General features: G+C 71.0%; 28 protein-coding genes. 10 read left to right on the forward strand and 18 right to left on the reverse strand.

Annotated elements, in window-relative coordinates; translation table 11 throughout:
* From B9S58_RS03270 to B9S58_RS03280, 3 genes are all read left to right on the forward strand, one after another.
* Positions 1-181: LPXTG cell wall anchor domain-containing protein (locus B9S58_RS03270; RefSeq protein ID WP_146063455.1), on the forward strand; the 181-nt coding region annotated here is incomplete at its 5' end.
* A 33-nt stretch (positions 182-214) separates the two neighbouring features.
* Entirely contained in the window at positions 215-559 is a 345-nt protein-coding gene (locus B9S58_RS03275) for a DUF952 domain-containing protein (protein WP_103530637.1), read from the forward strand.
* 23 nt (positions 560-582) lie between these two features.
* Positions 583-1,464, forward strand: coding sequence for an SDR family oxidoreductase (locus B9S58_RS03280; protein WP_103530638.1), 882 nt, complete (start codon positions 583-585; stop codon positions 1,462-1,464).
* 16 nt (positions 1,465-1,480) lie between these two features.
* Here the strand turns inward: B9S58_RS03280 and B9S58_RS03285 are convergent, their stop codons facing one another.
* The 12 genes from B9S58_RS03285 to B9S58_RS03335 all read right to left on the reverse strand — a co-directional run bounded on the left by B9S58_RS03285 (position 1,481) and on the right by B9S58_RS03335 (position 12,950).
* The gene (locus B9S58_RS03285; RefSeq protein WP_103530639.1) at positions 1,481-2,665 is read right to left on the reverse strand and encodes a DUF1266 domain-containing protein; all 1,185 of its coding nucleotides are present in this window, start codon (positions 2,663-2,665) and stop codon (positions 1,481-1,483) included.
* Positions 2,662-3,924 (reverse strand): DUF1266 domain-containing protein, encoded by a 1,263-nt coding sequence (locus tag B9S58_RS03290; RefSeq protein ID WP_374935652.1) that lies wholly within the window; start codon positions 3,922-3,924, stop codon positions 2,662-2,664. Before B9S58_RS03290 ends, B9S58_RS03285 begins: the two co-directional genes overlap by 4 nt.
* 68 nt (positions 3,925-3,992) lie before the next feature.
* Positions 3,993-4,667, reverse strand: coding sequence for a response regulator transcription factor (locus B9S58_RS03295; RefSeq protein WP_103530640.1), 675 nt, complete (start codon positions 4,665-4,667; stop codon positions 3,993-3,995).
* Positions 4,664-6,028, reverse strand: coding sequence for a sensor histidine kinase (locus B9S58_RS03300; RefSeq protein ID WP_103530641.1), 1,365 nt, complete (start codon positions 6,026-6,028; stop codon positions 4,664-4,666). The genes B9S58_RS03295 and B9S58_RS03300 overlap by 4 nt, the downstream gene beginning before the upstream one ends.
* Positions 6,029-6,056: 28 nt before the next feature.
* Complete coding sequence (locus B9S58_RS03305) at positions 6,057-7,229, reverse strand: acyltransferase (RefSeq protein WP_103530642.1); 1,173 nt, start codon at positions 7,227-7,229, stop codon at positions 6,057-6,059.
* Positions 7,222-8,190, reverse strand: a complete 969-nt coding sequence (locus tag B9S58_RS03310) for an alpha/beta hydrolase (protein WP_103530643.1) — start codon at positions 8,188-8,190, stop codon at positions 7,222-7,224. The genes B9S58_RS03305 and B9S58_RS03310 overlap by 8 nt, the downstream gene beginning before the upstream one ends.
* Positions 8,191-8,381: 191 nt before the next feature.
* Positions 8,382-9,254, reverse strand: a complete 873-nt coding sequence (locus tag B9S58_RS03315; RefSeq protein ID WP_103530644.1) for an alpha/beta fold hydrolase — start codon at positions 9,252-9,254, stop codon at positions 8,382-8,384.
* 457 nt (positions 9,255-9,711) lie between these two features.
* A complete protein-coding gene (locus B9S58_RS03320) occupies positions 9,712-10,209 on the reverse strand; it encodes an NUDIX domain-containing protein (RefSeq protein WP_103530645.1) in 498 nt (165 codons plus the stop codon).
* Between the two features lie 169 nt (positions 10,210-10,378).
* Positions 10,379-11,188, reverse strand: a complete 810-nt coding sequence (locus B9S58_RS03325) for an aminoglycoside phosphotransferase (RefSeq protein ID WP_103530646.1) — start codon at positions 11,186-11,188, stop codon at positions 10,379-10,381.
* A 77-nt stretch (positions 11,189-11,265) separates the two neighbouring features.
* Positions 11,266-11,403, reverse strand: a complete 138-nt coding sequence (locus B9S58_RS37775; protein ID WP_181009169.1) for a hypothetical protein — start codon at positions 11,401-11,403, stop codon at positions 11,266-11,268.
* Between the two features lie 3 nt (positions 11,404-11,406).
* A complete protein-coding gene (locus tag B9S58_RS03330) occupies positions 11,407-12,519 on the reverse strand; it encodes a radical SAM protein (protein WP_103530647.1) in 1,113 nt (370 codons plus the stop codon).
* Positions 12,507-12,950, reverse strand: coding sequence for an ATP-binding protein (locus B9S58_RS03335; RefSeq protein WP_258044170.1), 444 nt, complete (start codon positions 12,948-12,950; stop codon positions 12,507-12,509). Before B9S58_RS03335 ends, B9S58_RS03330 begins: the two co-directional genes overlap by 13 nt.
* Positions 12,951-13,108: 158 nt before the next feature.
* Here B9S58_RS03335 and B9S58_RS03345 point away from each other — a divergent pair, with 158 nt between their 5' ends.
* Positions 13,109-14,419: a helix-turn-helix domain-containing protein gene (locus tag B9S58_RS03345; RefSeq protein ID WP_181009171.1), complete on the forward strand. Its 1,311-nt coding sequence runs from the start codon at positions 13,109-13,111 to the stop codon at positions 14,417-14,419.
* A gap of 4 nt (positions 14,420-14,423) precedes the next feature.
* Here the strand turns inward: B9S58_RS03345 and B9S58_RS03350 are convergent, their stop codons facing one another.
* The gene (locus tag B9S58_RS03350) at positions 14,424-14,966 is read right to left on the reverse strand and encodes an NUDIX hydrolase (protein WP_103530650.1); all 543 of its coding nucleotides are present in this window, start codon (positions 14,964-14,966) and stop codon (positions 14,424-14,426) included.
* A gap of 308 nt (positions 14,967-15,274) precedes the next feature.
* Positions 15,275-15,670, reverse strand: a complete 396-nt coding sequence (sodN, locus tag B9S58_RS03355; protein WP_103530651.1) for a superoxide dismutase, Ni — start codon at positions 15,668-15,670, stop codon at positions 15,275-15,277.
* Between the two features lie 188 nt (positions 15,671-15,858).
* On the opposite strand from sodN, the gene sodX reads away from it, so the two are divergent.
* Positions 15,859-16,287: a nickel-type superoxide dismutase maturation protease gene (gene sodX / locus B9S58_RS03360; protein WP_103530682.1), complete on the forward strand. Its 429-nt coding sequence runs from the start codon at positions 15,859-15,861 to the stop codon at positions 16,285-16,287.
* Here the strand turns inward: sodX and B9S58_RS03365 are convergent.
* Positions 16,200-16,820: an ABATE domain-containing protein gene (locus tag B9S58_RS03365; RefSeq protein ID WP_103530652.1), complete on the reverse strand. Its 621-nt coding sequence runs from the start codon at positions 16,818-16,820 to the stop codon at positions 16,200-16,202. The genes sodX and B9S58_RS03365 overlap by 88 nt on opposite strands.
* Positions 16,821-16,908: 88 nt before the next feature.
* Between B9S58_RS03365 and B9S58_RS03370 the strand changes: the two genes are divergently transcribed.
* The 3 genes from B9S58_RS03370 to B9S58_RS03380 all read left to right on the forward strand — a co-directional run bounded on the left by B9S58_RS03370 (position 16,909) and on the right by B9S58_RS03380 (position 19,147).
* Entirely contained in the window at positions 16,909-17,670 is a 762-nt protein-coding gene (locus B9S58_RS03370; protein WP_103530653.1) for a trans-aconitate 2-methyltransferase, read from the forward strand.
* Between the two features lie 197 nt (positions 17,671-17,867).
* The gene (locus tag B9S58_RS03375; protein ID WP_103530654.1) at positions 17,868-18,356 is read left to right on the forward strand and encodes a SigE family RNA polymerase sigma factor; all 489 of its coding nucleotides are present in this window, start codon (positions 17,868-17,870) and stop codon (positions 18,354-18,356) included.
* The gene (locus B9S58_RS03380) at positions 18,353-19,147 is read left to right on the forward strand and encodes a hypothetical protein (protein ID WP_103530655.1); all 795 of its coding nucleotides are present in this window, start codon (positions 18,353-18,355) and stop codon (positions 19,145-19,147) included. The genes B9S58_RS03375 and B9S58_RS03380 overlap by 4 nt, the downstream gene beginning before the upstream one ends.
* Positions 19,148-19,258: 111 nt before the next feature.
* Here B9S58_RS03380 and B9S58_RS03385 read toward each other — a convergent pair whose 3' ends face one another.
* The 3 genes from B9S58_RS03385 to B9S58_RS03395 are packed head-to-tail and all read right to left on the reverse strand — an operon-like array spanning position 19,259 to position 21,976.
* Entirely contained in the window at positions 19,259-20,023 is a 765-nt protein-coding gene (locus B9S58_RS03385; RefSeq protein WP_103530656.1) for an amino acid ABC transporter ATP-binding protein, read from the reverse strand.
* On the reverse strand, positions 20,020-20,985 hold the full coding sequence (locus tag B9S58_RS03390; RefSeq protein ID WP_103530657.1) for an amino acid ABC transporter permease: 966 nt from the start codon (positions 20,983-20,985) through the stop codon (positions 20,020-20,022). Before B9S58_RS03390 ends, B9S58_RS03385 begins: the two co-directional genes overlap by 4 nt.
* A gap of 28 nt (positions 20,986-21,013) precedes the next feature.
* Entirely contained in the window at positions 21,014-21,976 is a 963-nt protein-coding gene (locus B9S58_RS03395; RefSeq protein ID WP_103530658.1) for an ABC transporter substrate-binding protein, read from the reverse strand.
* Positions 21,977-22,503: 527 nt separating this feature from the next.
* On the opposite strand from B9S58_RS03395, the gene B9S58_RS03405 reads away from it, so the two are divergent.
* Entirely contained in the window at positions 22,504-23,745 is a 1,242-nt protein-coding gene (locus tag B9S58_RS03405; RefSeq protein WP_103530659.1) for an NADP-dependent malic enzyme, read from the forward strand.
* A gap of 178 nt (positions 23,746-23,923) precedes the next feature.
* On the forward strand, positions 23,924-24,892 hold the full coding sequence (locus tag B9S58_RS03410) for a zinc-binding dehydrogenase (RefSeq protein ID WP_103530660.1): 969 nt from the start codon (positions 23,924-23,926) through the stop codon (positions 24,890-24,892).
* Positions 24,893-24,958 lie beyond the last annotated feature (66 nt).

Here is a 24,958-nt window from a genome sequence, read left to right on the forward strand (position 1 = left end):
CACGCCGACCCCCACCGGCCACACGCCGCACCCCACGCACTCGCCGAGCCACCCGGGTGAGCTGCCCGACACCGGCTCCCGGGGCGGAGAATGGATCATCGGGTCCATCGCGGCAGCGCTGGTGGCCGCCGGCGGCACGGTCCTCGTGGCCACGCGCAGGGCTCGTCGCCGCACCTTCTAGCAGGCGCGAAGCAGCACCCGTTAGCGTGGTTCGATGACCGAACCGCTGCTGCACCTCGCCGAAGCACCACTGTGGGAGGCGGCCCGCGGGACAGGGACGTACGAGATGTCCACCCGCGGCCGCACCCTCCAGGAGGAGGGCTTCATCCACCTCTCGCTGCCCCACCAGCTCCCTGGTGTGGCCCGGATGCTGTACGGGGACGGGGACGGCGGTCGGGACCTCGTGGTCCTGGTCGTCGACCCCGACCGCCTCGCCGACCCCGTCCGGTACGAGGCGATGAGGCCCGGCGGCGAGGAGTTCCCGCACCTGTACGGACCGCTCCCGGTGGGCGCGGTCGTGGAGGTGCGGCCCTGGCACGGGGAACCCCTGGCACGGTGAACAACGAGAGGAAGACGAACCCAGTGATCGGCCCCCTCACCGCGGTGACCGGAGCGACCGGAGCGGTCGGCGGCCGGGTCGCCCGGCGGCTCGCCCGGACCGGCGTACCCGTACGGCTTCTCGGCCGCGACCCCGCCCGACTGCCCGACCTGCCCGGCGCCGACCACGCGCCCGCCGCCCCCTACGGCGACGGGGAGGCCATGCGCCGGGCCCTCGACGGGGCCCACACCCTGTTCCTGGTCTCCGCCCACGAAAGCCCCTACCGGGTCCGCGAACACACCACGGCGATCGACGCCGCCGTGGCCGTGGGCGTGGAGCGGATCGTGTACGTGTCCTTCCAAGGGGCCGCGCCCGACGCCACGTTCACCTTCGCCCGCGACCACTGGGACACCGAGGCCCACCTCCGTACGGCCGAGGTGCGCCACACCTTCCTGCGCGACAACTGGTATCTGGCGGGGCTGCCCGCGATGGCCGGGACCGACGGGGTGCTGCGCGGGCCGGGCGGCGACGGACAGGTGGCGGCCGTCGCCCACGAGGACATCGCCGACGCGGCGGTGGCCGTGCTGCTGGACGAGGGCACGGACCACGACGACCGGGTCTACGACCTCACCGGACCCGAGGCGTTCACCCTCGCCGAGGCGGCCGAAGAGCTGAGCCGGGTCACCGGGCGCCCCGTCGTCTACGTGCCCGAGACCCGCGAGGAGGCTTACGCATCCCGGGCCGGCTACGGGGCGGAGGACTGGGAGGTGGCCGGCTGGGTCACCTCGTACGAGGCCATCGCGAACGGGGAACTGGCCGCCGTCTCCGACGCGGTGCCCACGCTCGCCGGGCACCCGGCGAAGAGCTTCGCCCAGTTCCTGGTGGAGAACCCGGACAGCTACCGCCACCTGCTGCCCGGCGGCTGACCGGGAGAACCCCGCCTCACCGCCACGGGAGGTGCCGCCACGGACTGCCCTCGCTCTCCGCCAGCAGACGGTGGGCGAGGACGTTCTTCTCGTAGAACGGCCCGTACTCCTCCTCGTCGAACCGCAGCACCCGCCCCAGCGAGTAGCCCGCCGAGAACTCCTCCCAGGAGCGGTGGGCCGACTTGCTCAGCGCCCCGGCGTAGACGATCGCCTGCTCCGCGTCGGCGGGGGCGCAGTAGCGCGCCGACAGCCCCCAGCGCGCCAGGTTCACCGCCCGCCCGTAGTCGTACGCGACCGTCGTGTGCACCCGGCCGTCCGGCGGCAGCAGCCCGTCGGCCCGGAACCGGGCCTCGTAGCGCATGATCCGGCGCACCAGCTCCTCGATGCCCTTCACCGTGCCCGGGTCCGCCCCCAGGTCCTGCGCGTGGCCCGCCGCGGTCTCGCGCCACAGGTCGGCCGAGGGCGACTCGCCCAGCGCGGACGCCAGCTGGTCGCGGGTGCGCAGCACGAAGTCCGGTTCCGGCGGGCTGTTGCGGGCCTCCAGCAGGGTGTCCAGCTGCCTGCGCCACTCCGCGTGGCCGGTGATGCCCCACGACTCGCGGAGCAGATCACGCTCGGTGGTGTACTCGCGGTAGACCGTGCCGACCTCGTTCCACGGCACCGCGTTCCCGATCGCCAGATGCGCCCCGCAGGCCAGCCCGTACGCCAGCGGCCCGTGCAGCGCACCGTGGCGCAGCGCGAGCAGCCGGTTCTCCGGGAGGCGGTCGTTCTCCGCGTACGCGCGCTGCCACAGCGCCAGGTCCGTCGGGCCCGTCGGCAGCAGCAGTTGGCCGGGCGTCCCCACGTTCACCCCGAGGAACACGTGCGGGTCGGACCAGCCGAACTCGGCGGCCCACCGCAGCGAGACCCCGTGGAAGACCCAGTCCGGATGCCAGGCGGGCAGCATGCCCCGGGTGAGCACCGGGCGGCAGACGAAGCCGGCCGGGTCGTGGTGCGCGCGCCAGGTGATGGTGTCCGGTTTCGCGTCCGCCTCGGCGCGCGGGGCCGGGATGTACAGCTCGGCCCCGGCGAGCGCCGCCAGTTGGGCCCGGGCGTCGCCGCGCAGCGCCGCCTCGTGGAGGAGCTGCTCGGTCTCGGACGGCGGGACCCAGGGGGCGGGTGTCCAGGGGGCCGGGGGCGTGGTGGGGAGATTCGGGTTCATGACCAGGGGATGTTCCGGTAGGGGCCGGCGGGGTCCTGGGTCAGGATGTGGTGCTCGGCGAGCGACTGCCGGTACGTCGGCTCCGCCGCCTCCGGGCCGTCGTCCTCGGCCCGGTGGACCACCCGGGCCATGAGGTAGCCGAGGGAGAAGTCCGCCCACGAGGAGTAGGCCGCCCGGGCGAGTTCGCCGACCCGCAGCACGTCCTGCTCGGCCTCGTGCGGATCGCCGTACCGGGCGCCGAGCGCGAGCCGTACGACGTTGACCGCCCGGCCGAGGTCGAAGGCGGCCAGGGTGTCGACGCGACCGTCCGGGGCGAGCACGCCGTCGGCCCGGAACCTCTCCTCGTACAGGGTGATGTGACGCAGCGCCCGGTCCGCGACCGCCCGGTCGTCGGCGTCGCGCGCGGCGAAGGCACGGGCCACCGCATCGGACCACTCCTCGCGCGTCGGCGTGCGCCCCAGCCGGTGCGCCAGGGTGTGCCGGGTCCGCAGGACGCCTTCCTGGACGCGTCCGACCAGCTGGTTCCTCATCAGGGACGCGAGGCGGTCGCGGTACTCGGCGCGGTGCGGGATGCCCCACGGGCTGCGCAGCCGGGCCCGGTCGGCCGCGTAGTTCTCGTAGGCGGCGCCGAGCCGGTTCCAGACCAGGCCGTTGGTGACGGCCAGATGGGCGCCGAGCGCCAGCCCGTGGGCGAGCGGCCCGTGCAGCGGCCCGCCGCCGTCGGTGAGCAGGACGCCCCGCTGGGCCCCGCCGGAGTGCTCGTCGGCCCTCGCCCAGGCCTTCAGGCGCTTGGGCCGGGCGTCGACCATCGCCGCGAACGGGGTGCCGTGGTTCACCGCGAGCCGGCGCACGTCGTACGGCCAGGTCCGGGCCAGCTCGCCGATGCTCACCTCGCGGAAGACCCACTCCGGGTGCCAGGGCGGCAGCATCCCCTGGGTCAGGACCGGGACGCAGGTCCGCCCGGAGACCTCGTCGCGGATCGCGGGCAGGGGGGCCGTCCAGCCGGGGACGTCCGCGTGCAGCCGGGCGACGAGCACGTACAGCCGGGTCCGCGCGAGCAGCTCCACGACCGCGTCGGCGCTGCCGCTCGCGACGGCCGCGGACAGTGCGCGCTCGATCTCCGTGGGCGGCGTGGGCGGTGGGTACGCCGGTGGGTGCGGCGCTGTTCGCGCGGACGGTGACAGAACCGGCCCGCACCCGCCGTGCGCGGCGGCCACCGCTCGGCCGCTCTCTGTTTCTGTCCCGTTCCCCGTAGTCACGGTGAGATCCTACGGAACGGGGTCCGGCGGCCGGCCGGGGGAGGCCCGCAGGCTGGTCCCGTGGGAGGTCAGAGCCCGGCCGGGCGCACCAGCCCCGACTCGTACGCGAACACCGCCGCCTGGGTCCGGTCGCGGACACCCAACTTGACCAGAATCCGGCCCACATGGGTCTTCACCGTCTGCTCCGCCACGATGAGCTGCCGGGAGATCTCCGCGTTCGACAGGCCCCCGGCGATCAGCGTCAGCACCTCCGTCTCCCGCTCCGTCAGGTCCCCGATCCGCGCCTTGAGCGGCGGGCGCGGGGCCCCGGCCGTCCGGGAGAACTCCACGATCAGCCGCTTGGTGATGTTCGGCGAGAGCAGCGCGTCGCCCGCCGCCACCACCCGTACCGCCTGGGCGAGTTCGTCGGCGGAGGCGTCCTTCAGCAGGAAGCCCGAAGCGCCCGCGCGCAGTGCCTCGTAGACGTACTCGTCGAGATCGAAGGTGGTCAGCACGAGCACCTTCACCGTCGAGCCCTCGGGGGAGGTGATCCGCCGGGTGGCCTCGATGCCGCCCAGCTCCGGCATCCGGATGTCCATCAGGACGACGTCCGGAGCGAGTTCGGCGACCTTGGCGACCGCGTCGAGCCCGTTGACGGCCTGCCCGACGACTTCGATGTCCGGCTCGGCGTTCAGCAGGACGGTGAAGCCCTGGCGGACCATCATCTGGTCGTCGGCGATCACGGCGCGGATGGGCGGTGTCATGGGGCGTCCTCGGCAGGGTCAAGGGCAGGGGCGGTGGTGGCGGGCAGGATCGCGGAGACCTCCCAGCCGCCGTCGGCGGTCGGCCCGGTGGCGAGCTCACCGCCGAGCATCGCGGTCCGTTCGCGCATCCCGAGCAGGCCGTGACGTACCCCGGGGGAGGGGGCGGCCGGCCGGTCCGGCGGGGAGTTGGCGACCCGGACGGTCACCCCGGCGGGCCGGTGGCCGATCGTCACCTCGGCGCTCGCACCGGGCGCGTGGCGCATCACGTTGCTCAGCGCCTCCTGCACGATGCGGTACGCCGACAGCTCGACGCCCGGCGACAGCGGGCGGGGTTCGCCGGTGGTGGCGACGGTGACGGCGAGACCGGCGGAGCGCACGGTGGCGACCAGCTCGTCGAGCCGGTCGAGGCCGGGCTGCGGGGCATGCCGGGTACTCTGCGTCGGCGCGTCCTCCGAGCGCAGGACGCCCAGCACCCTGCGGAGTTCGGCGAGGGCTTCGAGGGCGTTCTCGCGGATGCCGGTCAGATTCTCCCGCAGCTCCTCGGTGGGGTGCTCGACCAGGTGCGGGGCGACCTGCGCCTGGATGGAGATCACCGACATGTGATGGGCGACCACGTCGTGCAGTTCGCGGGCGATCCGGCCGCGCTCCTCCAGCAGGGTGCGCCGGGCCCGCTCCTCGGCGGTCAGCTCGACCTGGACGACGAGGTCCTTACGGGCCAGGCGCACGCTGCGGAGCGCGACGCCGAGGACCAGGGCGGTGACGAACACCAGCGCGGACACCAGGGAGTTGACGTGCGGCAGTCGAGGCGTGTAGAGGGCCAGGGGCAGCGCCACCCCCAGCGTGATCGCCAGCGCTGCCACCGCGCGCCGGGGCCGGACCCGCAGCGCCAGCAGGAACAGCGCAGCGCCCTGCAGAGCCACTCCCGCGAAGGGCCGGGGATACAGCAACTCCGGGCTCATGGGGAAGGCGGCGGGGATCCACGGGTAGGAACCCTCCGAGGGCGCGGTGGCCTCGGTGACCAGCACCGTCACGACCGACAGCGCGGTCGCCGTCCACCAGGCCCCCACGGGACGGATCATTCCGGCCACCAGCGCCGCGGACTGCGCGCCGGCGGCCAGTACCGCGAACAGGTAGACCGTGCCTCCGTGCGGGACGAGTTCGTTGGTACGGATCACCATGGTGCCGACCGCGGTGATCACCAGCAGGACCAGGAACACCGGCCGCCACACCGGCGAGTCGGGCTCTCCCATGCGCGGCACCCGGTCGGCGGGCGCCGCCCACAACTCCTCGAACAGGGCACGCGGCGCACGGCGCACCGCCGCCCGCAGGCGTACCGCTCCCGATGACGTCACCGCCCCCACCGCCCCCTCGGCTCCACTCCCGCACAGACTAGGCACGACGTGCGTGTCCCTTCCGTTCGGGGGAGGACTCCCGGACGGCGAGGGAGCCCCCGCCGGGGCGCCGCCCGCCCTGCTCGTAACCCCGGAACGCGGCCCAGCACACCAGCAGGGCCAGCGCGAACGGCGGCAGCCAGAGCAACCGGGCGAGCACCCAGCCGGGGCCGTCGGGCACGGTGTGCAGCCCCGCTAGCGGGCCGTCCGCGATCAGCAGCGCGCTCATCGTGACGACGATCATCGCGGTCTGGTGCCAGAGGAACACGGTCATCGCGGACAGGTTCACCACCGCCACCACCGCCCAGAGGGCGGGCCTCCGCAGCGCCCGGCGCAGGGGCCCGAGCAGCAGCAGCGCCGCCCCGCACTGCGCCAGGCCGAACGCCACGGCGGCCAGGCTCGGCGGATCCAGATTGGACATCCGGCCGCCGGGAACGCCGACCATAGCGGCCGGGTACCCGGCCCACAGCACGAGCGCGCCGGCCGCCGAGGCCCCGCCGAGCAGCAGCGCCCAGCGGCCCGTCCGGCCGCGCATCCCGCCCCGGGCCACCAGCGCCCCCAGGCAGTAGGGCACCAGCCAGCCCACGACGACGTTGATCCACCTCAGCTCGCGAGGACCGCCGATTCCCAGGCGTACGAGGTCGACGTGCAGCACCACCACGAGCGGCCACAGCGGGTGCAGCCGCGCCACCAGCGGGGTCAGCGCGGTCAGCGCCGCGAAGACCAGCAGGAACCACAGCGGGGACCAGACCAGCTTGACCAGCGCGCGGACCGTGGACTCGCCCACCCCGGCCATCAGCATCGCGGCCGCCGAGAGCGTCCACACCACGAGGACCGCTGCCACCGGCCGGAACAGGCGGGCCAGCCGGCCGCCCACCCACGGCCCGTACGGCACGCCCCGCTTCCGCGCAGAGGCCCAACTCCCGGCCGCCACCCGCCCGCCCACCAGGAAGAACACCGCGAGGGTCTGGAACACCCAGGAGACCGGGGTGAGGTGAGGCAGATAGGTCAGCGGGCTCGCCCCGCGCACCGTGCCGCTGTCGGTGACCAGCGCGGTCACCAGCCAGTGCCCGCCCACCACGCCGAGGATCGCCAGGGCCCGCAGGGCGTCGACGGCCCGGTCCCGGCCGGGCGGGGTGGCGGCCTCGATCCGTGCGACGAGACTAGTCACGGGAGGCCCCCAGCGGTTCGGCGCCGGCCGCGATCCGGGCCAGGTTCGTCAAGGAGCGCGAACCGGGCAGCAGATAGTCGCTGTGGCCGCCGTCGCCCGCGTCGAACACCTCGGCCCCGAACCGGTCCGCCACCGGATCCGTCCCGAAGCCGACCGTCGCGACGAACGGCACCGGCACCCGTACATGCGGCACCCGGGCGATCCAGTCCCCGCCGCTCCGGCCCGCCCACACCCGCGCCCCGGTGCGCAGCGAGGCGGCGTCCCGGGCCCCGACCCCGGGGCTGCCGTAGAGGACGAGGGCGTCGGCGGAAGTCCCCGGCGCGGACCGGGCGCAGATCACCGAACCGTAGGAGTGGCAGAGCAGGCTGATCCGGGCGGCGGGCCGCACCGCGCGCAGCCCGTCCACCAGCGCGCGCAGCCCCGGCGCGGCCTCGTCGGCCCGCCCGGTGGTCAGCGCGGCCGGGCTCACGGTGGCGGGCGTGCGGTAGCCGAGCCAGGCGACGACGGCCGCACCCTCGCCCAACTCCCGGTGCAGAGCCCTGGCATCACGCCGCAGCCGCCAGTACGCGTCCAGGCCGACGCCCGCCCCGGGCACCAGCACCGCGATCCGCCGGGCCGTGGACAGCTCTCCGAAGACCTCCGTGCTCCGGCCGCCGTCCCGCCCGTCGAAGGCGAGGAACTGCCGCCCCGGCGCGGCCATCGCCCGCAGGGAGCCCGCCCGCCGGAGGTCCCCGTGCCCCTCCGCCGCCCGTTCCGCAGCCCGGATGTCCCGCCGGCTCACCGCGTACCGCTCCTCCAGCGCCGCCGGGCTCGCGTCCCGTAGCCGCTCCGGCACGGTCGGCGCGGGGGCGGGCACGACGGCGGGCCGGGCCGCTCCGGACACCGGCACGGCCACCGCGAAGGTGACGAGGGCGGCGAGCAGGGTGCGGCGAAGACGGGATCTGCGCGGGCGGTCCGCCATGGGACGAGGTCCTTCCGTACCGGGGGCATTGCGTGCTTCCGGTACAGAAGTTATGGACGGGGGCCGGTAGTCGGCGTCCCGCTGGAGAGGGCACCTGAGGGGTGGCTCTCAGGTATGACGTGGAGGACACGACAGGGGGCCGACGCAGGCCGGTGCGGCACAGTGTCGGCCGCGGCCGGTGCGGTACGGCGTCAGCCCCGGCCGGTGTGCTCCAGGACCGCGGCGGCGAGCGGGGCGTGCACCTCGCGGGGGAGGGCGTGGCCCATGCCCGGGATCTCGACGAGCCGGGTGCCGCGGATCGCCTGGGCGAGGTGTTCGGAGTGCGGGGGCGGGAAGACGGGCTCGGCGAGAGCCGAGACGGCCAGGGTGGGCACGCGGGTCCGGGCGAGCTGCTCGGTGCGGTCCATCCCGGAGTAGTCGGCGCGGGCGTGCGCGGAACCGGCGCGATGGTGCCCGGTGTGCTCGATGATCCGGCGCTCCAGGGCGCGGGTGTGGTCGGCGTCGAAGGGGACCAGGCCGCCGCCGAGCGCCCGCCAGTGCTCCACGCGCCGCTCCAACTCGGCATCGGGTCCTCGGTCCTCGACCGGCCGGGACCACAGCTCCAGCAGGGCGGGTGCGACGCCGGGGAGCTGCTCGGGCGGGACGCGGGAGCCGTCCGGGGCGGTGTAGGGGACAGAGCTGAGCGCTCGCGTCCCGAACACCGTGGCGCTCAGCAGCCGTTCCGGGTGGTCGGCGATCAGCAACTGCGTGAGCATGCCGCCCAGCGACATCCCCACGATGTGCGCGTGCTCCACGCCGAACGCGTCGAGCACGGCCACGGCGTCCTCGGCCAGCGCGGTGAGCGGGTAGGGCCGCTCGTCGAAGGCCCAGGTGGAGCGGCCGGTGTCCCGGTGGTCGTAACGGATCACGCGATGCCGGGCGGCGAGCAGCTCCACCAGCTCGTCGGGCCAGCCGAGCCCGGACGCCTGCGCGCCCATGACCAGCAGTAGGGCGGGGGCGTCGGGAGCGCCGCGGTCCTCGGCCCAAAGGCGTATGCCGGGGGCGACTTCGACGAAGCGTTCCATGGTGGACCTCGCGGCTCTGGAGAGTCGATCGAATAGACGAGACGTATCGTCTCGTTTTGAGGCTAGCGCATCGCCGGGTGAGCGACCAGTGGTGGCGTTGAAGTCGATGGGGCGCGGGTCGAGACCGGTGGCCGGACGAGAAACGGCCCCGGTCCGTACGCGAAACGCGCGGACCGGGGCCGTCGAACCCTGGGTGGGCGATCAAGCCCTCTTGGTCTCCCAGTAATGGGGCGGGGCGATGACCTGGGGGGATCTTCCCTGCAGGGCGCTGAACTCGCTGGATGCCCCGGCCGTGATATTTGATGAATGGTGCAGCATCGTTGAGCGGTTGGAGGCTCAAACCGGTGTGCGGCCAAATGTGAGTTCGTGCTGAAGATGTTTGTATGCTGCGTCTTCCCCGGCCCAATGTACGCGTTCGCCGTGGTCGATAAGCGTCCGCCAGGAGGGTCAGGCACCTCTACTGCCAGCCGTTGAGGGAAACCTCCAGGCCTCCCGTGAAGTATCGGTGGAGGGCGCTTGCGGTGGTGTCCACGAACTCTTCGGGAATGGCGTTGACGTCAACCCAGCGGACCTGAGAGTGCTTACGGGGTTCGCGGTTCTCGGGTTCGCCGGCCCACTCGTGGGCGGTGAAGACTACGGTGAGGAAGCCATTGGGGGCTTCGACGCCCCAGGCGCCGTGGATGATGTGGGCGACCTTGAGGGACTCGGGCTTCACGGTAAGGCCGGTCTCCTCATAGAGTTCGCGGACTGCGGTCTCGGTGATGGGCTCGCCGGGTTCGCTCTTGCCGACCGGCAGGTCCCACATGCCTTGGGCGAACTTGGCGTTCTCACTGCGTTGGAGTAGGACGACGCGGTTGGTGGCCCTGTCGTGGACGATGACCGCAGCGACCAGCAGGGTCATCGAATCGAGCGGCGGTTTGAGTGCCTTCGGCTGGTTGTCGGTCTGCTGGGGCATAAGAGTCCCTTCGTAGGACTGATGGTCGAGCGAGGGCTCCGCGGGGCCGCAATAACAGTTCCGCGAAGAGAGCGGTTCGGAGAGGTTCGCCGACCCGTCTGTTCTCAGGAGCACGAGATCAACGTGCGGGAGGCTGCGCCATGGTCGATCAATCCGCAGGCTGCGTCCGTCAGGAGCGATTGCTTCGATGCTGTTGCCAGAGCCATGCGGCGTTGAGCAAGTTCATTGTCCAGTCGTCGGGGGCGGAGCCCGCGATCTCATCCCAGAGGTTCGCGCTGGCGTCGGCGAAGGCGTCCACCGCTCGGGGTGGTGCCCATGCCCAGGTAGGAAGAAACGCGACCGTCTCCTCTGCGGCTGATGGCGTGTGGCCGGCCGCGATGAGCCAGATGATCCAGTGGGCCGGATCGAGCCAGGCGGCTCCGCGGGTGGCCCAGCCCCAGTCGACGAGGTGAGCGCGGTCGTGGGCGATGAGAACGTTGTGGTTGTTCCAGTCGGTGTGGAGCAGCGCGTTCCCTGTGAAAGCTTCCGCGTCTGCGGGGTCGGCGACGTAGCCGGCCAGGCGTTGTTCGGCGTGCCGGAGATCGATGTCAGGGCAAGGGAGAGATGCGAGCTCTCGGAGGGCGTCGGTGACTATGGGCAAGTCGGGGGAGCTTGGGGAGTAGTCGGCGTGGTGGCCTCCGATGGCCTCAAAGCCGAGGACGTCCCAGCCGTCGGCGATGACGTGGAAGAGTAGGCGCGGGGCGATCTGGGTCACGTACGGGTTGATGTCTGCCTCGCGTTGCTGCGTCCAGACCCAGCGGTGGTCGGCGCGCAGGCCCTTGAGGAAGACGACTCCGCCGGCGGTGTGTGCGAGCGCGGAGAGGGAGCTGTTGAGACCGGTGCTGACGTCTTCGATCCTGAGAATTGGGCCGGTCTCGGCCTCGATGGCGGTACGAGCGCCAGAGGGGAGACCGGCGAAGGCGATGGAGGGTGCGGGCATGGCCGTCAGGTTTCCAGATCTACGGTCCAACAGGGGCCTCCGGCGCGAGGTGCCGCCGAAAGCCCCTGAAGGGATGGTCAGTTGTACGGGTTGTCGTCCCCGCAGCCGGGCGTGGTGGCCGCAGCGAAGGCGTCCACGTCGTCGATGAGGATGATCTCCGCATCAGGCTCGGACGGCGGGCGGATGGGGGTGATCTCGACTGCTACGGCGGTCATGGTTCAGCTCCTTGTAGTCGCGTGTTGGCAGTACCTGTCCAGTGGTGCCTTCGCCTCCTGGTAGACCTTGGCCAGCGGCCGGCAGACCCGGCAGGTGCCGGAGAGCTGGCAGCCGCTGCAGCCACCGGTGCGAAGCATCAGGGAGTCGGCGATGACGCCGAGGCGGCTCAGGCCCTCGACTCCCGTGGTCATGAGGGGGATCGCTGCGTCGCGGCCGACCTTGCAGATGGAAGCCATGCCGTGCGGGTCGACGTGGAAGAAGGTGTGGCCGGCGTTGCAGCCGTTGAAGGGATCGCGATCTGCGAGGTGGTCCGGGGCCTGGGTGGCGAGGGTTTCCGCGCCGCCGTAGATGGTCGGCGACATGTGGGTGTACTCGCGGTACGGCAGCCCGTAGCGATCGGCGAAGGCGCGCATCTGGTCAGCCTCATGGGTGTTGTGCCGCGTGATGATCAAGGCAAGGTCGAGGGGTAGCCCGGCTTCGTGGGCTGCGTTTAGCCCTTTGACGAACATGCGGTACGCGCCCCGACGCCGGGTCAGCCCGTCGTAGGAATCGGCGGTGGCCCCGTACAGGCTGAGTGTGATCCGGTTCGGCCTCAGGCGTGTCAGCAGGCCGAGGTTCTTCGGTGCGGCAAGTCGCGAGCCGTTGGTGAGGATCTCGACCATCATGCCCAGCTCGTATGCCAGTCGGTACGTCTCGGGGAACAGCTTGTCGATCATCGGCTCACCGCCCGTGAGCTGGAGCCAGAGCACCCCGGAGTCCCGGATGGCGTGCAGCAGGCGCTCACGCTCAGGCCACTCCAGGCCGGCAAATTGCTTCAGGCCGAGATAGCAGTGCTCGCAGTCGTAGTTGCAGCCGAGGTTCAGCTCGTACGAGGCACGTCCGCACCCATAGGGAGAGCGGGAGCGGACCAGCACAGTCTCCCCGAGACGTCGGTCGCTCAGATCGGTCTCCCAAGCCCGGCGGGCCACGTCGGCCAGCCAGGTGGGCGCTGCGGAGGTGCCCGGCGCGGTGCGCAGTTCCTCGTACCGGTGAACAGGAAGGCGGGCTGCCCTCGGACTGCCAGGTTGCACGAGGAGGTGGTGGTCGAGGTACGGGGCAGCGATCAGCTCGTGCATACGGACTCCTCACTCGGACTGCCGAGGATCAGGCGGGCCCACACGGTCTTGCCGAGCGGATAGCGGTCGTGGTGGCCGGCCTCCTCAGAGAGCGAATCGACGAGAAGCAGGCCTCGGCCGCCTTCGTCGTCCTCCCAGGCCTTGGTGGAGCGGGGAGGGGTGCGGCTGGCGTCGGAGACCTCGACCAGGCAGCGCGGGCCGTCAACAGTCAGCCGAACTTCGAAGAGGTGCCCACGTCTGCCGCCGTGCTGGACGGCATTGGCGGAGAGCTCTCCGCAGACGAGGGCCACCCGGTCGATGTCCTCCTGGCCGTATCCCCGGCTCGCGAGCGTCTTGGAGACGAGGGCGCGGGCCAGGGGCACGCACTTGCGTACCGGGCTGAACTGCATCTGCCACCGCACCGGGGTGGTCTGTCGGTCGTGCGTCGTCATCGCGTGCATCGCGTCCCCTCGTCGCGGGCGGGCTGTGGGACACAAGTTCACCGCTGCGGCGATCACGGAATCAGGTCACGGTGATTACCCAACGTAGGTAATCTCATCAGCAGTCGGTCCCATGTCAGTCCGTCCGAACGGGCGAGTGAGGGGGATGAGTGGCACGCTCGCAGGCCCACCGGGCCCTGCCGGCCGATCTGCTGGCCAGCGCGGCCTGGCAGGAAGCCTGTCGCGCCAGGGACTTCGCCCGCATCTTCCGGCTGGTCAAAGTCAAAGCCGGGATCTACCCGTCGCGAATCGCTGCGCTGTGCGGCATGACGCCGAGCAGAGTCGGCGAGATCTTGGCGGGGCGGCGCGGTTTGGCACACATCGACGTGATCGAACGCGTCGCCGACGGCCTGCGTATCCCTGGTGCAATGCTCGGCCTGGCCCACCGCCCCTGGGAGATTCCTGCCCCACCCCGCACCGACGAGAGGCCGCCCGAGCCCCTTCCTGCCGTACCGTGCGAACCACAGCGCGCCGAACCGGCAGAGGAATTGGACGACCTTCTCGCCCTGGTCGACGGCGGTGCCACCCGTTCCACCCTCACGGCCCTGCGCTCGTCGGTCCAGGACTACTGGCGGCGAGACAACGCACACGGTGGCGCGACCCTGCGGCCCGCCGTCGTGGGGCATCTGCGCTATGTCGGCCGACTCCTCGATTCTGCCGAGGCCGGCTTACGGCACGACCTCCAAGGGGTTGCGGCCGAGCTGGCGCGGCTTTCCGGCTGGGCCTACTTCGACGCCCGTCAGTACAGCACCGCACGCACCTACTTCACCCAAGCGCTCAAGCTCTCCCACACTCAAGGCGACAGCCTCTTCATGGCCAATGTGCTGTCCCGTATGAGCCTGCTGGCCACCTACGACGGCAACCCGAACGACGCCGTGTCCCTTGCATGCCGCGCCCAGGACGTGGCCCGCGCCGCCGGCGAACAGCCGCTCGTCATGTCGATGCTGCACTTGCGTGAAGCGTTCGCCCATGCCGCCCTTCGAGACGCCCAGGCCTGCCACCAGGCCGTGGATCGCTCCCGTGGCCAGTACGAACGATCACGCGCACATGAAGCCGAGGCGCCCGACTGGGTCCAGTACTTCGACGAGACGAAACTCCTTGTCGACACCGGCATCGCCTACGCGCGCCTCGGCGAACCGGCCCGTGCCGAACCCCTCATCACTGAGGGATTACGTCGAGAAGATGCCGACCAACAGCGAGGCCGTGCCTTCCACGCCTACTGGCTGGCCAGTGTCCAGCTCCAGCTGGGCAAGCTCGACGAGGCATGCGCGAGCGCCGGCCTCGCCCTCGACCTCGCCGCAGCCATCGACTCGCCACGAGTGAGTGGGCATGTTCGGGAGCTTCACCGCCGAATGCTGCCCTACGCACGCGAAGCCCCCGTCCTCGCCTTCGAGCAACGCCTGCGTGAAGTCCTCGGCTGACCTCTTACGAGGAACTGCCGGTCACCTCGTCCAGCAACAGGTACAGCAGACCGACCAGGCTGCCACTGCTGACGACTTCGCGGCGGTCGATCATGCCTCGGATCTCGGAGACCGGAACCCACTCGATTCGGTCGGACTCGTTCAGCTCGGTCGGTGGACCGGCATACGAGGCTGCCTCAGCGCGGAAGACGAAGTGCTCGGAATCCGTGATGCCGTTCGCGGGTTGCGCGTAAACCAGCGGCTTGACGCTCTCCACCCGCCACCCGGTCTCCTCCTCCACCTCGCGAGCGGCAGCCTGCTCGGGGGTCTCGTCGGCCTCGATGAGGCCCATCGGAAGTTCCCAGCCCCAGGTGTCGGTGATGAACCGGTGCCGCCACATCATCAGCACGCGCTTCTGGTCATCGACAACGGCCGCTACGGCCAGGTGCCGCATCCGGACCACATGGTGTTCCCACCGCCGGCCGTCAGGCTGCTGGACGTCCACAAGCCAGAGGTTCACCCATGGGTTGTTGTAGATCTGCCGCTCGCCATGGACGGTCCACTGCATGAGTTCAGCTCCCTCGCTTCAGTGAAGTCTCCATCATGTCACTTTGACGAGAATTCGTGCGCGAGTTGGGGCATCACCGCCCACTCCGGCGCGAGTAAGAAACTTCATGTTCAGCAGGGAGCAGGCACAGTGAGTCCTCGGTCACGTGACTGCCGTGATCACGCTGCGGATGCAGGCGCTCCCGTCGGAAAACACCGCACCCGGCCCGCCGGGCCACCGAAATCGGCGACCGGCGGACCGGGTGCGGCGGCGGTCCGATGGGCGGCGTCAACGGCCAGTGCGGGCCGAGTCAGCCGGTTCCACCGGGATCAGGCCTTCTTGGTCTCCCAGAAGATCCGGTCGACCTCAGCGATGAGGTCCAGGGCCTTCTGGCCCGTCTTCGGGTCGTTCGAGCCCTTGGCCGCGGAGAGCGCCTTCAGGGTGTCGTTGACCAGCTGGTGCAGCTCCGGGAACTTCTCGAAGTGCGGGGGCTTGAAGTAGTCGCTCCAGAGCACCGAGATGTGGTGCTTCGCGAGCTCGGCGCGCTGCTCCTTGATCAGGACGGCGCGGGTGCGGAAGTCCGCGTCCTCGTTGGCCTGGTACTTCTCCTGGACGGCCTTGACCGACTCGGCCTCGATGCGGGCCTGGGCCGGGTCGTACACGCCGCAGGGCAGGTCGCAGTGGGCGCTGACCTTCACCTTGGGGGCAAACAGGCGGGAAAGCATGGAGCTGTCCTCCTCGTGATCGTCTTCTCAGGTGGGACATTACTCCGTGGAGCGCCGCTTTCCGTGGCTGCCCCAGGGGCTTAGGTCAAAAGTCCGGGGTGGGAACCGGGCCGTCGGCCGAATGTACGGAGCCGTAGGCGGGGCGATGTACTGACGATGTGCTGGAGGAGGTGCCGGAGATGCCGGAGATGCCGGAGCGGCGACAGATGTCCGGAGGCGGGCGGGTGACGCGGCGTCCGCTGCAGGTGGTGGAGGTGACGGGCCCCTCGATGGTGCCCACGCTCTACCACGGCGACCTGCTGCTCGTGCAGTACGGGGCGCCCGTGCGCCCCGGTGACGTGGTGATCCTGCGCCATCCCTTCCAGCAGGACCTGCTGGTGGTCAAACGGGCCACCGAGCGGCGGCCCGGCGGCTGGTGGGTGCGGGGCGACAACACCTTCGCGGGCGGGGACAGCACCGACTACGGGACCGTGCCGGAGGAGTTGGTGCTGGCCCGGGTGCGGGCCCGCTACCGGCCCCTGGCGAAGGGTCAGCGGTCGGTGGCGGCGGTGCTGGGCTGGGCGGTCTCGGCGTTGCGGCCCGTGCGCTCGGCCTCCTCGCGCTTGCGGGCCCGGTAGGCGGCCACGTTCGCCCGGGTCGCGCAGCGGTCCGAGCAGTAGCGCCTGGAGCGGTTGGTGGAGGTGTCCAGGTAGGCGTTGCGGCAGGGGAGCGCCTCGCACAGGCCGAGGCGGTCCACTCCGTGCCCGGTGAGGTGGAAGGCCAGCCCCATCGCCGCGATGGCCGCGTAGCCGGCGGTCGCGTTCGACGGGTGGTCGGCCAGGTGCATGTGCCAGTCCGGCCTGCCGTCGTCGTCCCGTACGTCGTGCCCCGAGATCTGCGGGCTCACCGGGAACTCCAGCAGCAGCGAGTTCAGCAGGTCGACCGCGAGCGTCTCGTCGTCGCCGTCCGCCGCCTCGAAGACCGCGCGCAGCCGCGCCCGTACGGAACGGAACCGGGTCACGTCCGCGTCCGTCGTCCGCCGTGCCGCCTGCTGATTGGCGCCGAATAGCTCCCGGACCGCCTCGACCGAGGTGAGGGCGTCCTTGTTGCGGGCCGGCTCCTCGGTGTTGACCAGGCGCACGGCGTAGTCCGAGTAATAGGCCAGTTCCACTTGTAGTCCTTACGGTGTCAGTCTAGAGTCAGGGCGTCGGTCATTGTAATGGTCGGTTGACGGGTATGAGTATTACGTGGAGGTTGACGTGACGGAGACGGCTACGGGCACCGACTGGCAGTCCTGGCAGGAGAGCTGGGACCGGCAGCAGGAGTGGTACATGCCCGACCGCGAGGAGCGGTTCCGGGTGATGCTGGACATGGTCGAGGCGGTCGTCGGACCGGAACCGCGGGTGCTCGACCTCGCGTGCGGTACGGGAAGTATTACGGACCGGCTCCTCAAGCGGTTCCCGAACGCCACGAGCACCGGCGTCGACCTCGACCCCGCGCTCCTGGCCATCGCCCGCGGCACCTTCGAGGGCGACGACCGGGTCACCTTCGTCACCGCCGACCTCAAGGACCCGGACTGGACCGCCCGGCTGCCCCACACCTCGTACGACGCCGTCCTCACCGCCACCGCCCTGCACTGGCTGCACAGCGAGCCGCTCGCCACGCTGTACGGGCAGATCGGCGGCCTCGTCCGGGACGGCGGGGTGTTCATGAACGCCGACCACATGATCGACACCGGCACGCCCCGGATCAACGCCGCCGAACGCGCCCACCGGCACGCCGCGATGGACCGCGCCAAGGCCGCCGGGGCGCTGGACTGGGCGGACTGGTGGGCCGTCGCCGCGAAGGACCCGGTCCTCGCCGCACCCACCGCCGAACGGTTCGCGATCTACGGCGAGCACGCCGACGGCGACATGCCCTCGCCCGACTGGCACGCCCGCACCCTGCTGGCCGCCGGCTTCGGCGAGGCCCGCGCGGTCTGGGCGTCGCCCTCGGACACCCTCGTACTCGCGGTGAAGTAGCCGCCCGCGAACGGCGGCGGCCATACGACGGGGAGAGGGGCGGTACGGGCGTCGGGCCCGTACCGCCCCCTTTTTCGTCGCGGTCCGCAACCTGCTCCGGGCCCCGGCGCACTGGAAGGGTGAGACGGTCCGCCTCCGCGGGCCGGGTGGCGGGAAGAGAAGGGGGCGGGGCATGCGGATTCCGGAGAGGGGCCCGAATGCGGGCCGATGACGACGCGGCGCTGCACGACTTCGTGGAGGGCAGACGCACCGCGCTGTTCCGCAGCGCCTATCTGCTCTGCGGTGACCGGCACGAGGCCGAGGACCTCGTCCAGAGCACCCTGGTCAAGGTCGTCCTCGGCGGCCGGCGCCACGGGCGGCTCGACAACATCGAGGCGTACGCCCGCAAGACGCTGGTCAACACGTTCATCGCGAGCCGTCGGCGGTTCTGGCGGCGGGAGCGGGCGTACGGCGAACTGCCCGACCGCCCCGGGAACACGGCCGACACGGACACCGGCCTGGTCGTCAGGGAAGCGCTCGCCCGGCTCACGGTCAGGCAGCGGGCGGTGCTGGTGCTCCGCTATTGGGAGGACCTGAGCGTGGAGGCCACGGCCGAGGCGCTCGGGATGCGGACGAACACGGTCAAGAGCCACACGGCTCGGGGCCTGGCGGCGCTGCGCGCCGGGATGGCGGAGGAATTGGTATGAACGACGTCCGTGAACTGTTCGGCCGCGCCGTCGAGGCAGCGGGGAAGCCCGCGTTCTCCGCCGGGGCCGTGTACGCGAAGGCCGCCCGGATCCGCAGCCGCCGCCGGGCCGCCGCCTCCGCCGCCGTCCTCGTGGTGGTCGCCGCCGGGGCGTTCGCGTTGCCCCGGACGGGCGGCGACGAGGACCCGGCGCACACCTCGGTGGCGTCGGCCGGGCCGTCCGCCTCCCCGTCGGTGCCGGCTCCCGCGTCGGCCAAGGCCGAACGGCTGGCCGCGCTGCTGCCGGCGGACGTGGGGGAGATCAAGGAAGTCTCCCTCGCCGTGCTCATCAAGAACGCGACCCCCGAACAGGCGCGGACCACGTACCTCGGGCCGCTGGACGGGCACTACGCGTTCCGCAAGGACGGCGGCGTCGGCTATCTGCTGCTCACCCTGATGGACCGGGAGGCGATGGAGAAGAAGACGGGCAGCCCGGCCGATCCGGCCGAGGACCTCTGCGCCCGGGTGGGCCAGCAGCCGGCCCGTACCGACTGTGTGCGTGAGGTGCTCCCCGACGGCCGGGCGCTGACGACGTGGCACGACTCGATGGACCGCGAGGGCGACGACAGCGTCGGCTGGGGGCCCGAACTGGTCGGCCGCCTCGCACAGTCGGACGGATCGCAGTTCCTCGTACGCTCCAGCACCGGCTTCGAGGGCTCCGGCACCCAGGGCGCCCTGCTCCCGGAGCCGCCGCTCTCCCGGCAGCAGATCAAGGAGCTGCTCACCGGCCCGGAGGTGCTGCCGAGGGGCTGAGGGCGCGGGCGCGGGAGAGTGCGCCGGGCCCGGCCGGGCGCGGCCGGACGCGCGGGAGGGCGGTACGGACCACGGTCCGTACCGCCCTCCCGCGTGCGGCGGGGCCCCGTCCTACAGCACCTTGGACAGGAACGACTTCGTCCGGTCGTGCTGCGGGTTGGTCAGTACCTCGCGCGGGTGGCCCGACTCGACCACCACGCCGTCGTCCATGAAGACCAGCGCGTCGCCCACCTCGCGGGCGAAGCCCATCTCGTGGGTGACGACGATCATCGTCATGCCGTCCTCGGCCAGCCCGCGCATGACGTCCAGGACGTCACCCACCAGCTCCGGGTCGAGGGCCGAGGTCGGCTCGTCGAAGAGCATCAGCTTCGGCTCCATCGCCAGCGCGCGGGCGATGGCCACGCGCTGCTGCTGACCGCCGGAGAGCTGGGAGGGGTAGTTCTTCGTCTTGTCGGCGAGGCCCACCCGGTCCAGCAGCTTCTCGGCACGGGCCCGGGCCACGGCCTTGGCCTCGCCCTTGACCTGGACCGGGGCCTCCATGACGTTCTCGAGGGCCGTCATGTGCGGGAACAGGTTGAACCGCTGGAACACCATGCCGATGTCCCGGCGCTGGAGGGCGACCTCGCTGTCCTTGAGCTCGTAGAGCTTGTCGCCCTTCTGCCGGTAGCCGACCAGTTCGCCGTCGACCGAGAGCCGGCCGGCGTTGATCTGCTCCAGGTGGTTGATGCACCGCAGGAAGGTCGACTTGCCGGAGCCGGACGGGCCGACGAGGCAGAACACCTCACGCGGGGCGACCTCCAGGTCGATGCCCTTGAGGATGTGGGCGGCGCCGAAGGACTTGTGGACGCCCTCGGCCTTCACCATGGGGGTGGTCATGAGACACCTCCGGAGGGCCGGTTGCTGAAGGAGACGAGGTTGACCCTGACGCGCTGCCAGGGGGTGAGCGGCAGCGAGCGCAGTGAGCCGCGGGCGAAGCGGCGCTCCAGGTAGTACTGGCCGACGCTGAACACGCTGGTCATCACGATGTACCAGATGGACGCGACGAAGAGCATCTCCATCACCGCGTACGACGTGGAGCCGATCTGCGAGGTGGAGCGGAGCAGTTCGTTGTAGGTGACCGCGTAGACCAGTGCGGAGGTCTTCAACATGTTGATGAACTCGTTGCCCGTCGGCGGGATGATCACCCGCAGTGCCTGCGGCAGGACCACGCGGCGCATGGTCTTCGCCTGCGTCATGCCGAGCGCGTGGGACGCCTCGGTCTGCCCCTCGTCCACCGACTGGATGCCGGCGCGGCAGATCTCCGCCATGTAGGCGGCCTCGTTCAGGGCGAGGCCCAGCAGGGCGCACATGAACGGGGTCATGACGTCCGTCATCTCGTCCTTGTAGATGAACGGGATGTTCAGGACCGGGAAGATCAGCGCCAGGTTGAACCAGAGCAGCAGCTGTACGTAGACCGGGGTGCCGCGGAAGAACCAGATGTACAGCCAGGCCACCCAGCTGGTGACCGGGTTCCTCGACAGCCGCATCACGGCCAGCACGATGCCGAGGACCACACCGAGCAGCATCGCGAGGACGCTGATCAGCACGGTGCGGCCGGCTCCGGCGATGACGCTGCTGTCGAACAGCTTGTCACCCACGGCGTGCCACTGGATGTCGCCCTGCGAGAAGGCGTACCCGAGGGCGACGAGGAGGCCGATGACCACGACGCCGCTGATCCAGCGGCCGACATGGCGGACGGGAATGGCCTTGATGTTCTCCGGGGCCGTGGTGGCGGCCTTGGAGACGGACACCTGGCCGGCCGGTGAACCGGCGGGTGTCTTGTCGAGCTTGTCAGTCATCGTGACTGCCCTTCGGTGAAGCGTCCGGTCACTTGCCGCCGTTGATGGCGGCCTTGTCGATCGCTCCCGTGCCGGCGCCCCACTTGTCGAGCACCTTCTGGTAAGAGCCGTCGGCGATGATCGCGTCGACGGCCTCCTTCAGGGCGTCGCGCAGCCCCGTGTTGTCCTTCTTGACGGCGATGCCGAACGGGCCGGCGTCGACCTGCTCGCCCACGACCTCGAACGCCTTGCCGCCGTCGGCCTTGCGGGCCAGTTCGACCGCGACCGGGTAGTCGTTGACACCGGCGACCGCACCGCCGGACTTGACGCGGGTCTGCGCCTCGGTGTCGTTCTCGAACGGCTCGATCTTGACGGCCTTCTCGCCGGCGTCCGTACAGGCCTTCGACTGCGTCTTGAGGGCCTTCTCGTACGTGGTGCCGCGCTGCACGGCGGCGGTCTTCCCGCAGAGGTCCTCGATGGAGTTGATGCCCTCGGGGTTGCCCTTCTTCGTGTACACGGCGGTGCCCGCGAGGAAGTAGTCGACGAAGTCGACGCCCTCCCCCAGCTTCTTGCCCGACTCGTCCAGGCCCTCCTGGCGCTGCTTGTTGTCCGTGATCGACGACATCGCGATGTCGTGGCGCCCGGTGTTCAGGGCGGTGATCAGGCCGTCGAAGGAGCCCGAGGTGAACTCGAACTTCACCCCGAGGTGCTTGCCGAGGGCCTCGGCCAGATCAGGGTCGACACCCACGATCTTGCCGTTCTCGACGGACTCCATCGGGGCGTACTCGGCATTCGTGCCGACCTTGATCACACCGGACTTCTGGTACTTCTCCGGCAGCTTGGAGAAGAGCGGTGCGCCGGCCTTGGTCTCCTTGCCGCTGCCGCTCTCCTGGGAGGCGCTGTCGGTCTGGTCGCCACAGGCGGTGAGGAGCAGGGTGCCGGCGACCGCGATGGCGCCGACCGCCGCGATCCGGGCCCTGGCGGTCGTACGACGCGTGATGCTTGCGGTCATGTCGGGATCCTCCGGCAGGTGAGGGTGAGGTGCTGGTGGGCGGCTTGGCACGCACCTTCGAGTGTCGCCACCTTGTGTGATGACGGCATCCTGCCATTCGGACTGGCCCATTCAGGGGTCCTGCCATGTCAAAATCGGATAACGGGCGACCCCCGAACATCAACGGCCGGTACGCGACGGCCGGACCATCTGTGGGGATGTGCTCCCCCCGCCGGAGAATCTTCGGCACGTCTCGACCAGCGGGCGGCATTTATGCCGGTTTGCCGACTTGTCCAGATATTCGACTATGAGTCACGTCACCGCGTCGATATGGACTCGTCCGTAACACCGTTCGTCCGGTAAGAAAGACGTTTACACCCCTCATCCGGGGCTCAGGGCGCGTGTGCGGCGCGCCCGCGCGTATGTACCTCACTCCCTGCCGGGGCGGGCCAACCCGCTCGGCGCAGGACACGTACGCGGTGCCCGCCCACCCCTCCTCAACCAGGAGTGGCCACCCTCAAACGATGAAGACTTAAGGGGTCAACACCATGGCAGCGGAGATCGTCAATCCTCGCAGCGACAGCACCACCGACAGCGGCATCCAGCGCACGAGCGCAGCGGACATCGGGGCCGACGAGCCCTTCGATCCGGCCTTCGCCCTCCACCGGGGCGGGAAGATGGCCGTGCAGGCCACCGTCCCGATCCGGGACAAGGACGACCTCTCCCTGGCGTACACGCCCGGTGTGGCGAAAGTGTGCAGCGCCATCGCCGACAACCCCGAGCTCGTCCACGACTACACCTGGAAGTCCCAGGTCGTGGCCGTCGTGACGGACGGCACCGCCGTGCTCGGGCTCGGCGACATCGGGCCCGAGGCGTCCCTCCCCGTCATGGAGGGCAAGGCCATCCTCTTCAAGCAGTTCGGCGGCGTCGACGCGGTGCCGATCGCGCTCGCGACCACCGACGCCGACGAGATCGTCGACACCGTCGTCCGGCTCGCCCCGTCCTTCGGTGGAGTGAACCTGGAGGACATCTCGGCGCCCCGGTGCTTCGAGATCGAGCGCAAGCTCCAGGAGCGCCTGGACATTCCGGTCTTCCACGACGACCAGCACGGCACGGCCGTCGTCACCCTCGCCGCCCTGCGCAACGCCGTGAAGCTCTCCGGGCGGACGCTCGGCGACCTGCGCGGCGTCATCTCCGGCGCGGGCGCGGCGGGCGTGGCCATCGCCAAGTTCCTGCTGGAGGCGGGGATCGGCGACATCGCCGTGGCCGACCGCAAGGGCATCGTCAGCCGCGACCGCGACGACCTCACCGAGGTCAAGCGTGAGCTGGCCGAACTGACCAACCGGGCCTGCCTGTCCGGTTCACTGGAGACGGCGCTCGCCGGTGCGGACGTCTTCATCGGCGTCTCCGGCGGTACGGTCCCGGAGGCGGCGGTGGCCTCGATGGCCCCCGGCGCGTACGTCTTCGCGATGGCCAACCCGAACCCGGAGGTCCACCCGGAGGTCGCGCACAAGTACGCGGCCGTCGTGGCGACCGGCCGTTCGGACTTCCCGAACCAGATCAACAACGTGCTGGCGTTCCCGGGCATCTTCGCCGGCGCGCTCCAGGTCCGGGCCTCCCGGATCACCGAGGGCATGAAGATCGCGGCGGCGAACGCGCTGGCGGATGTCGTCGGCGACGAGCTGGCGGCGGACTACGTGATCCCGTCGCCGTTCGACGAGCGGGTCGCTCCGGCGGTCACCGCGGCGGTGGCCGCGGCGGCCCGTGCGGAGGGTGTGGCCCGGCGCTGACGGGATTTCAGCCCCTCCGGCATTCCAGGAGCGGGGGTCGGGGGCGCTGCCCCCGACCCCCGCTCCTCAATCGCCGGAGGGGCTTGGACCGTAGTCGCCGGAGGGGCTTGGGCCGTGTTGGCGTGCGTCACACGCGTAGGCGGTTACGCGGCCGTCCCGCCCCGCCTATCGTCGAGCCATGTTCGCCGCCTACGCAGCCCGCATCGATCCCGACCAGCCCCTCGACGGCCTGGAACTGGGCGACCGCCCGGCCCCCGAGGAGCGTCCCGGGTGGACCACCGTCACCGTCCGGGCCGCCTCCCTCAATCACCACGACCTCTGGTCCCTGCGGGGCGTGGGCCTCTCGCCGGACCGGCTGCCGATGATCCTCGGCTGCGACGCGGCCGGCGTCGACCAGCACGGCAACGAGGTTGTCCTGCACTCCGTCATCGGGCAGTCGGGGCACGGCGTCGGGCCGAAGGAGCCACGCTCCATCCTCACCGAGCGCTACCAGGGCACCTTCGCCGAGCAGGTCACCGTCCCCACCTGGAACGTGCTGCCCAAGCCGAAGGAGCTCAGCTTCGAGGAGGCCGCCTGCCTGCCGACCGCCTGGCTCACCGCGTACCGGATGCTGTTCACCAACGCAGGCGTGCGGCCCGGCGATTCCGTGCTTGTCCAGGGCGCGGGCGGCGGGGTCGCCACCGCCGCGATCGTGCTCGGGAAGGCCGCCGGGCTGCGGGTCTTCGCCACCAGCCGGGACAAGGCCAAGCGGGAGCGGGCGGTCGGACTCGGCGCGCTGGAGGCGTACGAGCCCGGCGCCCGGCTGCCGCAGCGGGTGGACGCCGTCATCGAGACCGTGGGGGCCGCCACCTGGTCCCACTCCGTGAAGTCGCTGCGCCCCGGCGGCACCCTCGTCATCTCCGGGGCCACCAGCGGCGACCGGCCGCCGCACGCCGAGCTGACCCGGATCTTCTTCCTGGAACTGAAGGTCGTCGGCTCCACCATGGGGTCCAAGGACGAGCTGGAGGACCTGCTCGCGTTCTGCGCGACCACGGGGGTGCGCCCGGTCATCGACGCGGTGCTGCCGCTGGACCGGGCCCGGGAGGGGTTCCGACAGCTGGAGTCGGGTGACCTCTTCGGGAAGATCGTGCTGAACCCCACAGCCTGACCGCATCGGCATCGTCCGAAGACCATCGGTGCCGCACCCTTGATGGATCGTCAGACCTGCTGATGG

It is taken from the genome of Streptomyces sp. SM11 (genome assembly GCF_002910905.1).
Taxonomy (GTDB): Bacteria; Actinomycetota; Actinomycetes; order Streptomycetales; family Streptomycetaceae; genus Streptomyces.

What these genes read in the sequence shown, in the direction of transcription:
- sodN (WP_103530651.1), bottom strand. Translation starts at nt 15,670, where the DNA reads ATGCTTTCCCGCCTGTTTGCCCCCAAGGTGAAGGTCAGCGCCCACTGC.
- B9S58_RS03350 (WP_103530650.1), bottom strand. Translation starts at nt 14,966, where the DNA reads ATGCAGTGGACCGTCCATGGCGAGCGGCAGATCTACAACAACCCATGG.
- B9S58_RS03380 (WP_103530655.1), top strand. Translation starts at nt 18,353, where the DNA reads ATGAACGACGTCCGTGAACTGTTCGGCCGCGCCGTCGAGGCAGCGGGG.
- B9S58_RS03285 (WP_103530639.1), bottom strand. Translation starts at nt 2,665, where the DNA reads ATGAACCCGAATCTCCCCACCACGCCCCCGGCCCCCTGGACACCCGCC.
- B9S58_RS03410 (WP_103530660.1), top strand. Translation starts at nt 23,924, where the DNA reads ATGTTCGCCGCCTACGCAGCCCGCATCGATCCCGACCAGCCCCTCGAC.
- B9S58_RS03375 (WP_103530654.1), top strand. Translation starts at nt 17,868, where the DNA reads ATGCGGGCCGATGACGACGCGGCGCTGCACGACTTCGTGGAGGGCAGA.
- B9S58_RS37775 (WP_181009169.1), bottom strand. Translation starts at nt 11,403, where the DNA reads ATGACCGCCGTAGCAGTCGAGATCACCCCCATCCGCCCGCCGTCCGAG.
- B9S58_RS03385 (WP_103530656.1), bottom strand. Translation starts at nt 20,023, where the DNA reads ATGACCACCCCCATGGTGAAGGCCGAGGGCGTCCACAAGTCCTTCGGC.
- B9S58_RS03315 (WP_103530644.1), bottom strand. Translation starts at nt 9,254, where the DNA reads ATGGAACGCTTCGTCGAAGTCGCCCCCGGCATACGCCTTTGGGCCGAG.
- sodX (WP_103530682.1), top strand. Translation starts at nt 15,859, where the DNA reads ATGCCGGAGCGGCGACAGATGTCCGGAGGCGGGCGGGTGACGCGGCGT.
- B9S58_RS03330 (WP_103530647.1), bottom strand. Translation starts at nt 12,519, where the DNA reads ATGCACGAGCTGATCGCTGCCCCGTACCTCGACCACCACCTCCTCGTG.
- B9S58_RS03405 (WP_103530659.1), top strand. Translation starts at nt 22,504, where the DNA reads ATGGCAGCGGAGATCGTCAATCCTCGCAGCGACAGCACCACCGACAGC.
- B9S58_RS03295 (WP_103530640.1), bottom strand. Translation starts at nt 4,667, where the DNA reads ATGACACCGCCCATCCGCGCCGTGATCGCCGACGACCAGATGATGGTC.
- B9S58_RS03275 (WP_103530637.1), top strand. Translation starts at nt 215, where the DNA reads ATGACCGAACCGCTGCTGCACCTCGCCGAAGCACCACTGTGGGAGGCG.
- B9S58_RS03395 (WP_103530658.1), bottom strand. Translation starts at nt 21,976, where the DNA reads ATGACCGCAAGCATCACGCGTCGTACGACCGCCAGGGCCCGGATCGCG.
- B9S58_RS03335 (WP_258044170.1), bottom strand. Translation starts at nt 12,950, where the DNA reads ATGACGACGCACGACCGACAGACCACCCCGGTGCGGTGGCAGATGCAG.
- B9S58_RS03320 (WP_103530645.1), bottom strand. Translation starts at nt 10,209, where the DNA reads ATGCCCCAGCAGACCGACAACCAGCCGAAGGCACTCAAACCGCCGCTC.
- B9S58_RS03310 (WP_103530643.1), bottom strand. Translation starts at nt 8,190, where the DNA reads ATGGCGGACCGCCCGCGCAGATCCCGTCTTCGCCGCACCCTGCTCGCC.
- B9S58_RS03325 (WP_103530646.1), bottom strand. Translation starts at nt 11,188, where the DNA reads ATGCCCGCACCCTCCATCGCCTTCGCCGGTCTCCCCTCTGGCGCTCGT.
- B9S58_RS03390 (WP_103530657.1), bottom strand. Translation starts at nt 20,985, where the DNA reads ATGACTGACAAGCTCGACAAGACACCCGCCGGTTCACCGGCCGGCCAG.